General features: G+C 46.2%; 10 protein-coding genes. 4 read left to right on the plus strand and 6 right to left on the minus strand.

The window, feature by feature from the left end:
- Nucleotides 1-75: 75 nt before the first annotated feature.
- The 5 genes from ACXAH4_RS04795 to ACXAH4_RS04815 all read right to left on the minus strand — a co-directional run bounded on the left by ACXAH4_RS04795 (nt 76) and on the right by ACXAH4_RS04815 (nt 8,886).
- Nucleotides 76-1,908, minus strand: a complete 1,833-nt coding sequence (locus ACXAH4_RS04795) for a glycoside hydrolase family 2 protein (RefSeq protein WP_474844015.1) — start codon at nt 1,906-1,908, stop codon at nt 76-78.
- Nucleotides 1,909-1,937: 29 nt separating this feature from the next.
- Nucleotides 1,938-4,625 carry a family 78 glycoside hydrolase catalytic domain gene (locus ACXAH4_RS04800; protein ID WP_474880987.1) on the minus strand — a complete coding sequence of 896 codons (2,688 nt, stop codon included), beginning with the start codon at nt 4,623-4,625 and terminating at the stop codon, nt 1,938-1,940.
- Nucleotides 4,615-7,497 (minus strand): TonB-dependent receptor, encoded by a 2,883-nt coding sequence (locus tag ACXAH4_RS04805; RefSeq protein ID WP_474880989.1) that lies wholly within the window; start codon nt 7,495-7,497, stop codon nt 4,615-4,617. Before ACXAH4_RS04805 ends, ACXAH4_RS04800 begins: the two co-directional genes overlap by 11 nt.
- 419 nt (nt 7,498-7,916) lie before the next feature.
- A complete protein-coding gene (gene map, locus ACXAH4_RS04810; RefSeq protein ID WP_474880991.1) occupies nt 7,917-8,687 on the minus strand; it encodes a type I methionyl aminopeptidase in 771 nt (256 codons plus the stop codon).
- Nucleotides 8,680-8,886, minus strand: coding sequence for a ParD-like family protein (locus ACXAH4_RS04815; protein WP_303573285.1), 207 nt, complete (start codon nt 8,884-8,886; stop codon nt 8,680-8,682). Before ACXAH4_RS04815 ends, map begins: the two co-directional genes overlap by 8 nt.
- A gap of 237 nt (nt 8,887-9,123) precedes the next feature.
- Here ACXAH4_RS04815 and ACXAH4_RS04820 point away from each other — a divergent pair, with 237 nt between their 5' ends.
- From ACXAH4_RS04820 to ACXAH4_RS04835, 4 genes are all read left to right on the plus strand, one after another.
- Nucleotides 9,124-10,266 carry an MBL fold metallo-hydrolase gene (locus ACXAH4_RS04820; protein WP_474844019.1) on the plus strand — a complete coding sequence of 381 codons (1,143 nt, stop codon included), beginning with the start codon at nt 9,124-9,126 and terminating at the stop codon, nt 10,264-10,266.
- A 103-nt stretch (nt 10,267-10,369) separates the two neighbouring features.
- Complete coding sequence (locus ACXAH4_RS04825; protein WP_474844020.1) at nt 10,370-11,578, plus strand: sensor histidine kinase; 1,209 nt, start codon at nt 10,370-10,372, stop codon at nt 11,576-11,578.
- Nucleotides 11,579-11,688: 110 nt separating this feature from the next.
- Nucleotides 11,689-12,051, plus strand: coding sequence for a RidA family protein (locus ACXAH4_RS04830; RefSeq protein WP_303573281.1), 363 nt, complete (start codon nt 11,689-11,691; stop codon nt 12,049-12,051).
- A gap of 174 nt (nt 12,052-12,225) precedes the next feature.
- Nucleotides 12,226-13,032 carry a sensor histidine kinase gene (locus ACXAH4_RS04835; RefSeq protein ID WP_474880993.1) on the plus strand — a complete coding sequence of 269 codons (807 nt, stop codon included), beginning with the start codon at nt 12,226-12,228 and terminating at the stop codon, nt 13,030-13,032.
- Here the strand turns inward: ACXAH4_RS04835 and ACXAH4_RS04840 are convergent, their stop codons facing one another.
- The gene (locus ACXAH4_RS04840; RefSeq protein ID WP_474849317.1) at nt 13,033-14,223 is read right to left on the minus strand and encodes an MFS transporter; all 1,191 of its coding nucleotides are present in this window, start codon (nt 14,221-14,223) and stop codon (nt 13,033-13,035) included.
- Between the last annotated feature and the right edge of the window lie 154 nt (nt 14,224-14,377).

Consider the following 14,377-nt stretch of genomic DNA (forward strand, 5'->3'; position numbering starts at 1 on the left):
TTTGTTATTTTTAGTGTTCTTCATCTCATTGATGAAGTCAGCTTTGATATCAATGAAATAATAAAAGCAGTCCGCCTACTTCTTCTCGTAGTATCGCTTAAGTACGTCGAAGGCCTGTTTTTTCTCGCCTTTTTCAGACATGAGGCCTTTGCGATTAAAGTCGTCCTGTATTTCGGGAAGCAATCGACGAGGAGAGCGAAAATCGGTCAAAATCCAAGGGGACATACCACTTAACCCGTCAATTTTATCCAACATGGTGACAGTTTTATCGTAAAGATCTGCTTGATATTCTTCTGTCCATCGCTCGTCTTTCTCTCCATGCAGACCATATTTCGCGCCAGCACCAAATTCGCTTACAAACACGGGTTTGTCATAAGGAATACGCCACGAAACTTTCGTAAGTAATTCAGGTGTACCACCATACCAACCAATATATTGATTGAAACTAACAATATCGACTGCTTCCGCCAGCGGATCTTCAACCACTGTCAGGTTTTCAACTTCACTGTCCCAATGGTTCTCCATAGCTGCAGAAATCAGGCGAGTACCATCGAGTTCACGAGCAGTATCAATCAAATCGGTAAGAAATTTAGTCCGCTCAGCTTTAACCGGCGTCTCGTTAGCAATGGACCAGATGATGACATTAGCGCGATTGCGGTCGCGAATAATCATGTCAGACAGTTGAGTCTCCGCATTTTCATACGTCTCTTTGTTAGTCCACGCGATTGTCCAGTAAACCGGAATTTCAGACCACACCATGATGCCGCGCTCTTCAGCCAAACGCACCATATCTTCGCTATGAGGATAGTGAGCTAACCGAATGAAGTTCACTCCCAAAGATTTTGCCCAATCTAGTTGAGTTTTTCTGTCCTCGTGAGAGCTTACTCGTCCCCCGCCATTCTTAGCGAACTCCTCGTGCAGGCTTATTCCTTTTAGAAACACCGGCTCACCATTCAGTAAAATCTGCTTACCTTTTGTCTCAATGGTTCTAAAACCCATTTTGTCAGTGATACTGTCGGTTTCACTCTTTATTTCAACTTCATAAAGCTTAGGTGATTCAGGAGACCACAGTGAAAGCTGTGGTGCCGAAATACTAAACGAAGCTAAACCCTGCTTGTCAGTTTTCACTTTAACCGACTTGTTTAACTCAGGAATAGAGACCGTAATAGCCTGCTTTAATTTCTTACCTGACAGCTGGACCTCACCCTTTATGCTGCCTGACTTATGATCTGTAAGCTTTATCTGGTGGCCTGAAATAAAAGTATCAGGCACAGAAATGAGATCGACATCACGAGTCAAACCACCGTAATTCCACCAATCTGTGTTCAGGGTAGGAATTGCTTCTTTGTAGCGTTTATTATCAACCCTCACAATGAGTGAGTTCTCGCCGTTGCGAAGATGCTCTGTAGCTTCAAAAGCAAAAGGTGTAAAGCCGCCTTCATGCATGCCTAGTTTTTTCCCGTTCAGATAAACATCAGCACGATAATTGGCCGCTCCAAAGCGGAGGAAAGTGCGGTCACTATTCGTTTCTGCGGTGAAAATTTTGCGATACCACAGCGTACCTTCATAGTAATAGAGCTTCTCACTTTGTGTGTTCCAGTCACTGGGAACGGTAATTTCTTCTGCTTTGTCGAAACTATACTCTATAAGGTCAGATTTATTCTGCGGCTTTGAATCCAGGAAGAACGCATCTCGAGTAGGGCTCTCTTTTCGATCCCGCTGCTGCCAGCGATAGTCATAAAACCCCAGTTCGTAAGGATCGACATGATATTTCCATTTCCCGTTCAGACTTTGTTTGTCGTGCAGGTAAAGATCAGGAATTACATCTGCCAGTATTTTTGTGCTGCTGAAAACAGCTATTCCCATAACGATCCAGCGCATCATAATTTTAAATTGCCTTTTTTCCATGATTACATCCTTTAATAAGCATTGTGTTGCTAGCGAGGCGAAACTACGTACTTCCCACCGCTAAGCACAAAAATTTCAGAAGCCTTCTGATTCGTTAAAATAGTACCCTTGTTCAATTCAGCTATAGATATCGTCGCTGAGTTACCCCAGCCCAACTTACTCAAATCAACTTCTGCCAAGACATTGGGTGGAACTGAAAACGTAAGTGGCGAGGCAATACGGGCGGAGTTGTAACTCATTTCAACGATCCCTCTAATCGTCGGCACTGTTATGTCAAACGAGGAAACAGAAGCTGGTGCTGGAGATACCGATATCCTGGCAGCTCCCGCGGACAACACTCGAATACCGGCAAGGAATCTGGGTATGATATTGGCCGGTGCCGAGCCCCACGCATGTGAGAAGGTCGTGTTCGGTTTAATCTCCGGGTCCCAGGCCTCCATGACAATAGTCGCATCGTGTTTATTGATCATATTTAGCCAACTGAATGTGGCATCGCTGGTCATTACGCTAAGAGCCGTTTCATATTGCCCCGTCAGATACAGCCCCTCCAGAAGAAATTGCGCTGCATAGGCACTCACTTGAACGCCGCGCTTTTTAATATCTTTAGTTAGCGCTTCGCCGATGGCAGGAAGCTTTGATTTTTCAGCGACACCTAACGCGAGCGCGAAGATAGTGGCATGCTGTGAAGCGTGTATCGATAAATGCCCGTCAAGATATCGGCTGGCAGCGTCATCGAATAGATACTGATTAATTGCCTGTCGCATTCTCTCTGCAATCTGATTAAACCGACGTTGATCTTCTGTTTTACCTAGCACGCCAGCAATGTTCGCAATTGCGATAAGAGACGCATACTGCCAACAATTAACAACAGTATTCACTTCTTTAAAATCAAAGCTGTCACGGTTAGACATTGGCCAATCCACGAGATCGCCATTAACCTCGCTGGATTCCCCAGGCGGCTTTTGCACGAGTCCAACTGGATTGATGTTCTCTAATAACTGATTCTCTAACATCAACGGATAATCTTCGGCGAGTTGATGCCCGTCACCAGAATGAAGATAGTCTTGCCACGCTAGCGTAGACGTCAGTAAACGGTATTCCGTTGGCCAGGTAGGATTACGAATCAGGTAAGAGACAGAGTATTTAGCCAACCCGAATGAACGCTGAGTATAGTATTCGGATAGCTGGTTAATAATTGCATCCCCCTCATAAGGGCCGCGTTCCCGGGTTGGTGTATCCTGATATAAATCTTGTCGGGTGGCTTTTATTGAGTAATGACAGAGATCCCAGACTTTATTCAGCGATGCCAGGTTGCTAATGAACGACGACTGCGTATCGTCCCACGGCATCTCTAGTACTTCAGCGGTGAGGGATGATGAAATCTCTAAAGGAGCAGTACTGATGACTTCTGCCCAACGAAAGGCCCGGTATCCCCAATGAGAGAGTGACTGATGCCCATCCCGAAGAGTCCACACATCCCGATAAATCGGGAAAGCCCGCAACTTGTAGCGGACAGTACCGTCAGGGTTTAGTTCTTCACCTAAACGAATTTCAACAATTTGTCCTGCAGTTCCATGCCCTGAAAATGCTATTCCTCCAACAACCTCCTTACCGAAATCAAGGATCCAGTGGTGCTTTCCCACCTGCTCGATAGAAGCTGGTAGCCGCTTTGTAAGCTGAGCAGAATCTACCTTAGCCGGACGCATATCTGACAATGCAATATCAGTAACAGCCGCTGAATTCCACTCTCCACTTTGCTTGCCCGCACTTTTCCAATTCTTTGGTTCGTATCGCGCGTCGATAAATTCATTAGGGCCGTGGTAATACATATCAGTAAAGGTGCCAGCATCCGGCATCCATCTTTCAGCCCCCATCACCATCCAGCTTTCATCAGATAAAACTTGCAGGCGAGAACCATTTTTGAACTGAACTATGAGCTCTGCGGTGAAAAATTGCTCATCAATACTGAAACACTGCGCAGCGAGTGTATTGTCGCCTTCTACAATTAAACCCGTGACATCATAGGTATGGAATCGATGTTCCGATGACATTGGTCGGACAGGTCCAACCCCGACAATTTCGCCATTGAGCCAGCATTTGTAAACGTATTGCCTGGAGGGCTTAGTGCTGCCTCCAGACAACTTTAGCCACGCATGCGCTATGCCAATATCGGAGATAGCGAACGTTTTACGAAAGAATGCCCAGTCACTTTGCTTATGTGTCGCCGGCAGCCAAATTGGTTTTGCTGGCCACTGCCCAGTTTGGGGAGCAGTAATAATTTTATATGGTGCCGACCACTGAGATACATTTTTCTCATCCCATGTACGTACACGCCAAAAATAGACAGCATCAGGCTGCAACAGAATATCTTGGCTAAACTCGACCGAGGATGATTGCGCCGAGATACTTTTACCGCTATCCCATAACGTGTTACCAAGCTCTAGCGCTTCTTCTGATGAAGCTATCTGCACCTGGCTAGCTATCTGGATAGCTTGTGATTCTGGTAAAAGCCAACTAAAGCGTAAAGTCTCAGAGTCGATACCGAGAGCTTCATCTCTTAGTGCCAACATCAGCTTACAAGGACGCTCAGCGATAGAACTAGCAGTAGAATTAGACGCACAGCCGACTTGATGTAACACCAGCGCGCCGCCACCGATAGCTAATCCCGCTTTAAGTACGTGGCGTCGCCCATTATCAATTTGCTGTTTAGAACGCATATCGAGCCCCGACGATAACAGTTCTGCCGTCAAAATCAGTTCTTCTGGGACGATTCATATTCCCTTCGAATTCTACCAGCGGCTCTTCCGTTAAATTAAATGCTTCAAAAGTGAGTACTGCATTTTCTGTAAGGTTATAGGATGCTGAGGCGTCTAGCTGTCCTCTGGCATCAACAGAACGTGCAGCTCCCGAGAATGTGCCGCCAGCAGCCATCTGATACTCATCTCGCCAATTGTATGCAAAACGAATGGCATAACTATCAGCCTCGTAAAACACAACAGCGTTGTAGTTTCTTTCAGATACGCCTGCTAATACGGCATCCGTTCCGTTAATTTGCCCACTGACATCAATAAAAGTAAAGTTGAAAAGACCTCCGAAACCACTCCAAAATCCGTCCAGGAAATCTAAATTTTGCTGTATTGATAACTCGGCGCCAGTGACATCAATAGTGTCAGCCGTATTTTGCTGTTGTGAAACAATAATGCCTGTGCCATCTGGCGTGTAACAATCGAATACACCCTCACTATCCAGTACGCCTGTGCCCGTAAGAGAACTAAACGGAAGTCCACCACCATCTGCCGGGCACAAATTCACCGATGTAATAAAGCCGTCAATTTCTTTTTTGAACAGCGCCACGGTAATCGCACCGCCAGGTCGGTTGTACCATTCCAATGACATGTCGTAGGAATTTGCGCTATAGGGTTCCAGATTTGAGTTACCCAGAGTAGCACTAATTGGATTTGGATTAGTCGTGTCTGTTGATACCGAGACAGTCTGAGCTGGCGAGTTATCGCGATTCAGCGGTCTCACAATAGTGTTGCTATAGGCAAGTCGAAGAATAAGGTCTTCATTTAGGTTTATCGCAACATTAGCTGAGGGCAGAAGGTCATCGTAATCATTGGAAGTCGAAATTTGCTCAATGACACCATTGTTATTCCGCAAGGACTGTAGATCGGTGGTGTAATCAACATAACGAGCGCCAAAATTGCCCCGGTATTCAAAACCAGAAATTACGCCATCGAATAATAACTTAGCGTAAACATCCGTGGATTTTGTTTTCGCTTCATAGTTGCCATTGAGTACAGCCCCATCGAACGGATTTATAACCCAGCCAGCGGTGCCTGGCGCATACCCTTCTGGCACAGTTACAGGTTGCAAGCGGCTTTCTAAGACAGACGGATCAATTGATGTCCAGTTATTCAGAGTAGAGAGTTCTCCTCCCATAAAAGAAGCGCCACCAAGATAATGAACGTCATTGACAAAATCGTTATTGATAAATTCTGACGACAGGTTATCGATGCCTAGAACAGTATGTCGCTGACGCATACTTTCTTCTGTTCCATCGGTGTATAAAGCGCCAATCTCCAGTCCATTCACCGCACCGAAATCCAAGTAACGTTTGGCATTAACGCTAAGTACATTCATGTCTGTTTCTATATCACTGTCGGTGTCGGCAATGATGATTCGATTGTATCCGCCAATAGCTGCAGGTGCTTCCAGTACATGCGGAGGTGAAGCAACGTAATCCCCCAGAACATTACCGAGATCCCCTACATCTGCGAAACCAACCCCCGCTCCATCTGTAACATCCATAGAAAACCCTTTCCAGTCGGCGCCGCCTGTAAAGAGATCTGCTACAAGCCCGTTTTCGCCGCCATAACGGTAATCATATTGAATAGTCCGGGTTTCATTTTTACCCCTGGAGTGCGCAATAGCTGCATCAATATTCCAATTGTCCAGCATCCAGTTCCAAGCCCAGTTGATGTTCAAAACTTCGTCTTTCATCGAACCAGGGCGTGGGCCCTGCGTTGTATCAACATTTGTCAGGCGGACATCAGTTACCACATACTCAGGATCTCCGCTTGCGTTATTACCAGCGAAAACAGGATCGCTTAGCGCCTCTACATTTGTCGTGCTTCCCTGATCTGATACAACCCATATGTCAAAAGGGCGATCCATATCTCTGCCCGAATACAAAATTGAAAGCTGAGTTTCTACTTTGTCGGACAATTTATATTGAAGGGCCGTTGAAACGCCAAGATTGTTACCGTCATAACTAGATACGATTTGACGAGCTTGACCTGGATAATAAACGTTTCCGCCGTCAGCCATTGTAACCGGGTTGCCACTCGCATCATTGAGCTGGGAATATCGTGTTACCAGTGTGGTATCGCGACGGTAATTGTCCTGTGATGCTACAACGGCAAAAGTAACACCAAGATCATCATTAATATGCTGGGTTGTAGAAAGGAAACCTGACGGGTTAGTCGATTCCGTCAGTGATTCATATGTCCCTTTCACACCGATTGTTGTCGCACCATCCTTCAAGTCCAGTGGCTTAGAAGTCTTCAAGTTAATTACACCGCTTAGCCCCCCTGCAGGAGTGCTGGCCGTGGGTGATTTCATCACTTCGAGTCCGGAAAATAGGTCAGACTGGAATACCCCAAATGATGTACCACCCTCATCAACGGGATCAGCAAACGGAAGTCCATTTATTAAAGTTCTGGAAAAGTCATCGGGTAACCCCCGGAGATTAATACTTGCATCCCTTGGACTGTTATTGGGGTTCGAATTACTGCGATTAATCTGCACGCCTGTAATTCGCTGTAGTGATTCCCCTAAATTTAAGTCGGGAAATGTCCCCATTGAATTGGCAGAAATTCCATCAACAATAGAGTCGGAATTGCGTTTGTTTTGAAGTGCATCCTGCAGGTTTCGGCTGTATGCACCTCGCACCTCAATAGTTTCGATGTCCTCGTCTGTGACTTCTGCTTCCTGAGCATTAACACTCATCGTAGATACGCTGAGAACCAAACCTACAGAAGCCGCCAAACTACAAATTTTAAATCCATTTTTTTTCAAATTAATCATGCCAAATCCCTCGAATTAAAGGAGCATTGCAGCAAATCAATTCATCAAATTGCTACAATTGTTAATTAAAATCACGCACAAGCAATCACTTTCCATCAAAATTAACTTTTAGTTAACAGTAAATCAAGTGGCTTGACCAATTTTATTTAATTTTTTTCAAATTTGACTGAAAGCGGGTATTGAAGTGACATTTTAGGCAGTTATTCACGAATATAATGCGAGAGGGAAAAATAGGCCTTACCAAAGTAGTAGGATGAAGGAAGTATGATAGGAGATGTTGTGCTCCCGGAATGCTTTTAAAATAAGTATACAGACGACAGCGAAAACCCGCTGTATAAGCGCCGTGAAGGTTAAACGTTCTGATCCTGATGTTTAAGCGCTAATGAAATAGGCAGCGTTCATTCGCTGCCTTTTGGTTTTTAGTGTTCTTCATCCCGCAACGTAAGCACTTCGAACCCGGTTTCAGTCACCAGAATGGTGTGCTCCCATTGTGCTGAGAGCTTTTTGTCGCGGGTCACCACTGTCCAGCCGTCTTTCTTTTGTTTCGTCTTATAGGTGCCCTGATTGATCATCGGCTCTATGGTAAATGTCATGCCCGGCACTAAATGCATGCCTGTGCCCTTGCGGCCATAATGCACAACTTGCGGTTCTTCATGCATTTCACGGCCAATACCGTGCCCGCAGTAATCCCGCACTACACTGAAGCCTTCTTTTTCCACATGTGACTGAATGGCATGACCAATATCCCCCAGCGTCGCGCCTGGTTTTACGGTTTCGATGCCTTTCCACATGGCTTCGTAAGTCGTATCTACCAGCTTTTTCGCAATGGGTGATACTTTACCGATGCAATACATTTTGCTGCTGTCGGCAATAAAGCCATTTTTCTCCAGCGTGATGTCCACATTCACGATATCACCTTCCCGCAGCTTCTTTGCCACCGACGGCACGCCGTGACAGACCACTTCGTTTACCGATGAATTAAGCACATATTCATAGCCATACTGCCCTTTGCTGGCCGGTCTTGCCTGCAAAGTATCAGTGATGAATGCATCGACGAAATCGTTCACTTCCATGGTGGTCATGCCGGCCTGAATTTCTTTGTTCAGTGCATGAAATACGCTCGCCAGGAGCCGGCCGGATTCGCGCATCAGTTCGATTTCCTGCGCATTTTTTATCGATACATTACTCATGAACCAGTCTCACTGTTGATACGTTTTGCTGACGTTTTTCCTGTTCCAGAATTTGTTCATACGTAAGCGTGGGATTCTGCTCTGCAAGTCTCCCGATTTTCATCCAGAACTCTGCCTGTGAATTGATAGAACGCTCCATCACCACACTGTTTTTACGCACTTCTTCATGAAGTTGGTCGGAGATTTTGACAATGCCCATGCCTACACCAATAAAGTATGATTTGCTACATATTGCTACACATTATAAAAAGAGTCAAAAGGAAGTCTGCTTAGTCATTCAAAGCCGTATTTCACGATACCTGCATTCGTCGAACCAGTAGTCATCCGGGTTCAACACTCTCTTCCCCCCAGCCTTGCTTTACCAGCCGGAAAACCGGCATAGTACTGACTTGAACGCAGAAAGATTGCGTCCCTGCCGCGATTTAGCTGATAATTTTTGAACGCACTAAATGACGGTGAAAAAGTCGCTGGAGTACCTGCTTTGGGTGTTATGAAGAAACTACTGGTCTGGTCGCTGGCCATTGTGTCGCTGCTGTTTGTCAGCGGTTTTTTATTTGTGAAGTTGTCGCCGTTATTTGGTGGTAAGCCTGATGATCAGACCCGGACGCGGATGCTGGCTTCCGATAACTTTAAAGACGACATTTTTGTTAACCGCCACCCTGTTTCCGACGATCCCGACAGCCCGAAGCCTCCCATGGGAAAGTGGCTGAATTCGGTTATCTTCCCGCCGGCGGGTAAGCACCCTTCCGGCTTGTTGCCGGCGAAATTGCCGGATTTTGCTGCACAGCAAACACCGTCGTTTACCTGGTTCGGACACTCCACCATTCTTATCAATACCGGTTCAATGACTGTGCTGACGGATCCTGTATTTTACCGCGCTTCACCTGTGTGGCTGATTGGCACACCGTATCCGGCGGATAAAGAGCTCACTATCGACGGTCTTCCGTATATCGATGCGGTGCTGATTTCTCATGACCACTATGATCATCTGGATGCGAAAGCCATCGCAGAGCTTGATAGTAAAACGGGTCACTTCTATGTACCTCTTGCTGTGCGTGCTCATTTACTGAAATGGGGTATCGACGACAGTAAAATTACTGAGCTGGACTGGTTCGGGGATGCCATGCTGAAAGACACGCGGTTTGTTTTTACGCCGTCGAAACATTTCAGCGGCCGCAAACCCGGACAACGCAATGACACATTGTGGGGTTCGTGGGTTGTTCAGGCACCTGAAGTGTCGGTATATTTCAGTGGTGACGGTGGCTACAGCCCCGATTTTGCCGAAATAGGAAAGCAGTTTGGTCCTTTCGATATGGCATTTATGGAAGACGGTGCTTACAGCCCCTACTGGCCGGAAATCCACATGTTGCCGGAAGAGTCCGTGCAGGCATCGCTGGATGTAAAGGCTGAAAACGTGATGCCAATTCACTGGGGTAAGTTTGACCTCGCTTTTCATGACTGGAACGAGCCGGTGATCCGGTTCACCAGGGCCGCCGAAAGCAAGAACCTGAATGTAGCAACACCGCACATTGGCGAAACTTTCACGCTGGACTCGCTGCCGCAGCAAAAATGGTGGTAATGACTAGTTGCTTACACTGGAAAAACATGTCATTAAATATTTTAAATGAACAAAACTATTGCGATATCGTTAGTCGATCTGCACCTGTACCCGAGACAAAATAATGCCACACTCCCCGGATGTTTCAGTTTCCATTATTAAATCAATTGATTCCGTACCCCATATTTTAAAACTTGTGGCTGAAAGTACCGGGGTTGGCTTTGTCTGTATCGCGCACGTAACGCCAGATAGCTGGACCGTTTGCGCCATACATGATGAAGTGGACTTTGGCCTTACAGTAGGCGGCAAACTGGATGTGACCTATACACTTTGCAACAGTGTAAGAGCAATGGAAAAAGAAATTGTTATTGAGCATGCGGACGAGGATCCGTTATATGCAGATCATCCTGTTCCAAAGATGTTTAACTTTCAAAGCTATTTTTCCTTTCCACTTCATGATGAACAGGGAAGATTTTTTGGCACTCTTTGTGGATTAGATAAAAAAGCTCTTGCTTTAAACAATGACAAAGTTTTAAGCCTGCTAAGTTCATTTTCAGCCCTAATCACCAGACAAATCGAGTATGCTGCAGCATTTTCTGAAGCAAAATACCAGTGGCAGCACCAAAAAGAAGCTGTTCAATTGCGCGAACAAAACATAGCGATACTTGGTCATGATCTACGAACACCGCTCTCTACTATTTCCGTTGGATTAGATGTAATAGAAAATATTACGAACGAACCACAGACTGCGAAAGTAGTTAAAATGATGAGAGCGAGTACATTTCGCATAGAAAGATTAATTAGCGATGTAATGGATTTCGCTCATACCCGGGCTAGCCAGGGCGTTATCGTGCAACGAAGAAAGACGGATGAATTGGGAGACAAGCTTTCTCATGTAGTGGCCGAATTATCGAATAATTATCCCGCCGCGAAAATTACCGGCGACATTGTCATTAATGATGTGATCTACTGCGATCCGGATCGACTTTCGCAACTCTTATCCAACCTTCTGATTAATGCATTGATTCATGGTGAAGATGGCCGCCCCGTAACTGTTAGCGCTCAAGCTGAAAAATCAATGCTTTGTATTGAGGTGGCAAATTATGGCCCTACAATCCCGGTGGAAGCCATTGACAGATTGTTTCAACCTTTTTGGCGGCAAGAAGCCGGACGGGAAAGTGAAGGTCTGGGGTTAGGTTTGTTTATAGCCTCAGAAATTAGTAAAGCGCATGATGCAAAACTATTCGTGAGCTCTGAATCTTCTCACACAGTATTCTCTTTTCATATGCCGGTACTACCAGCTTCAATGACCACCACAAACGATAATCACTAAGTCTCACACAGCGTTATTAGTAAAACTCATTAATGCACAGTAATCCTTCGGGTCGATTTACCAGAGCAAAAATGTCACACTAGACGTTTTGCAATGAAAGCCTCACAGCCATGAAAATACATCGAATTAATCCCACCCGACGCTGGTCTGAAGTCACTGTTTTTAACGGTATTGCGAACTTCGTTGAAGTACCGGAAGACGAAAGCGCCACCACTATCGAAGCACAGGTAAAAGCCGTGTTTTCCCAGGCTGAAGCCATGCTGGCACTGGTGGGCAGCGACAAGTCCCGTATTCTTACTGTCACTATTTACATTACCGACTTTGCCAATGTTGACCGCCTCAATGCCGTATGGGACGAATGGTTTGACGAAGGGACAGCCCCCAGCCGCGCCTGTGTGAAAGTGGAACTGGCTGATCCGGACTGGCTGGTAGAAATGGCGTTTACGGCTGCAGCCGGTGAAGACTACCTGTAAATCCGCCACCCGTTTACCCTCTGAGTGGTGCAAATATGTACCACTTTCTTCCACAACTGACCCGTCACTTTTTTTGCAGTTCTGCTTTTTAGCCACTACGCTTTTATCAGGTACAGCAGGCGACCTATGCTCCCCTGCTTTTTGGTTCTGAGCACTGAAACTGATTTGACGTACATGAACAAAGCATTTGAAAATTCATCCTCTCAAACAGATCAGGAAAAGCAGTTTGAATCTGAAAAAATGGATGCAGTGGGCGGACTGGTCGCCGGTGTTTCCCACGAAATCAACACGCCCCTGGGTGTTAATATTGCAAACTGCACGCTGTTGATGGAACTGCTTGACGAACTCAAAAAGGACTTTGACAACGGCGAGCTTGATACCGATAAATTCGCAGAGTTCCTGGAGACTTCTCAGGACATCACTTCCAGTATGCTGAAGAACATGCAGCGCGCATCGAAGCTGCTGACCAGCTTTAAGAAAGTTGCGGTTAAAAAGTCTGAAGAAGCCAGTCAGCTGGAGCAAGTAAACGTATCAGAACTGGTCACAGAATTTATCGCCTCCTATGAGCATCATTCTCAGAATAAAACCATTACTTTTATTCCAAGATTTCCACCGAAAATCATCGTTACCACCTACCCGGCCGTGCTTATTCAGATCCTGACGGCACTCACATCCAATGTGATGATCCACGCCTCAGGCCCGTGTCATGAGCATTGCAAAATTACCATCACCATTGCCCCCGCCGGCGACGGGTATCAGTTTACTTTTGCCGATGACGGTGTGGGGATCACCGAAGAAGAGCTCAAAAAAGTGTTTGAGCCTTTCTACACCACCAAACGGGGTGCCGGAAACGCGGGCTTGGGACTAAGTGTGGTGTACAACCTGGTAAAAGTAACTCTGGCCAGCGACATTTATAATGAAAGCAAACCGGAAGGCGGTTTTGTTGTGTCGTTCAAACTGCATAACCTGATGGCGGAGTAATCACTCCGCCTGAGGCTTTTTAATTCTTTTCCCGCTGCCGACCAGAATTAATGACAATACAGAGAAAAGAACACTACCTGCAAATGTCACCCTGATACCAAAATTGTCGAGCAACACCCCTCCCGCTGCAGCACCCAACAATATAGCGGCCTGAATAGCAGCAACAATAATACTACCCGCTGCCTCTGGCGCATCATCCACATTATGAGTCAGCCAGGTCATCCATCCTATCGAAAGGGCCGTATTGGCAGCGCCCCATAGTGCAAGCAAAAGCCCCACGAAAAGTACCGGTGCTTCAGGCAGAAGCAACCCGGTTGTAACCAGAGCCATAACCATTGGCACGCCCTGCAGAAAACGGACAGTGCTTGTTTGAGCATACCGGCCCCCGAGCCACGTACCTGCAAAACCCGCTATTCCAAGAACCAGCAACAGTTCAGTGAGCAACATTACATCAGCTTTGATGACAGTCTCTACGTAAGGGCGCAGATAGGTAAACATTGAAAATGCACCACACCATGCGCAAACTATTGCGCCGGTTGCCCACAAAAAATATCGGCGTCTGAACAGAGCGAACAGCTCCGAAAGGCGTTGCTTCTGACCGGCAGGCATTGAGGGTAATGAAATCATCTGCCATAAAAGATTTACAGCAACTAGTGGCACCATTGCCCAAAATACGCCTCGCCAGCCAATGATATCACCAAGAAAACTGCCTAACGGTGCAGCAAAAGCAGCGGCAACGGCCTGTCCGGTGTACATGATTGCCAAAGCCTCAGATACGCTGTCTGCCGGAACAAGTCGCATAATGACTGCGGTCGCCAGCGACCAGAACCCGCCGACACAGATTCCCAGTAACGCTCTGGCCACCATCAGAGTAAGAAAGTCAGGCGCCAGAGCAATTAACATCAGTGAAAGCAGCATACACCCTGTCATCGCCAGCAATACCCATTTCCGGTTCAGTGTTCCTGCTACAGTACTGGTTAACAGACTGGCGACAACGGCAAAAAAACCGCTGACTGAAATTGCCTGACCGGCTTGCCCTTTGGTTGCATGTAATCCGTCCGCGATAGGGGTCAACAAGCTGACCGGCATAAACTCAGAGGCAATCAGCATGGCAACACACAGTGTCATTGAGAACACTGCACTCCAGTAACCGGCTTTGTTACTGTTATCGCTTTGATGATTTCTATTCATTACAACCTGCTCGATAAAATACATGTTAATTATATTTGTGTTATTTAGAGGGAACAATTGGCTCACCGTCATCTAAACCATGAATTAATTTCATCAAAGAAGATGTTTTTTATGTTGGCACTGCGTACACTGGATGGCAGATTAGCGAAAGAGA

The sequence above is a fragment of the Alteromonas sp. ABV2_168 genome (assembly GCF_056161165.1).

Excerpts from the sequence above, each read along its gene's own strand:
- ACXAH4_RS04795 (WP_474844015.1), bottom strand. The coding sequence starts at position 1,908 with ATGGAAAAAAGGCAATTTAAAATTATGATGCGCTGGATCGTTATGGGA.
- ACXAH4_RS04800 (WP_474880987.1), bottom strand. The coding sequence starts at position 4,625 with ATGCGTTCTAAACAGCAAATTGATAATGGGCGACGCCACGTACTTAAA.
- ACXAH4_RS04805 (WP_474880989.1), bottom strand. The coding sequence starts at position 7,497 with ATGATTAATTTGAAAAAAAATGGATTTAAAATTTGTAGTTTGGCGGCT.
- map (WP_474880991.1), bottom strand. The coding sequence starts at position 8,687 with ATGAGTAATGTATCGATAAAAAATGCGCAGGAAATCGAACTGATGCGC.
- ACXAH4_RS04815 (WP_303573285.1), bottom strand. The coding sequence starts at position 8,886 with ATGGGCATTGTCAAAATCTCCGACCAACTTCATGAAGAAGTGCGTAAA.
- ACXAH4_RS04825 (WP_474844020.1), top strand. The coding sequence starts at position 10,370 with ATGCCACACTCCCCGGATGTTTCAGTTTCCATTATTAAATCAATTGAT.
- ACXAH4_RS04830 (WP_303573281.1), top strand. The coding sequence starts at position 11,689 with ATGAAAATACATCGAATTAATCCCACCCGACGCTGGTCTGAAGTCACT.
- ACXAH4_RS04835 (WP_474880993.1), top strand. The coding sequence starts at position 12,226 with ATGAACAAAGCATTTGAAAATTCATCCTCTCAAACAGATCAGGAAAAG.
- ACXAH4_RS04840 (WP_474849317.1), bottom strand. The coding sequence starts at position 14,223 with ATGAATAGAAATCATCAAAGCGATAACAGTAACAAAGCCGGTTACTGG.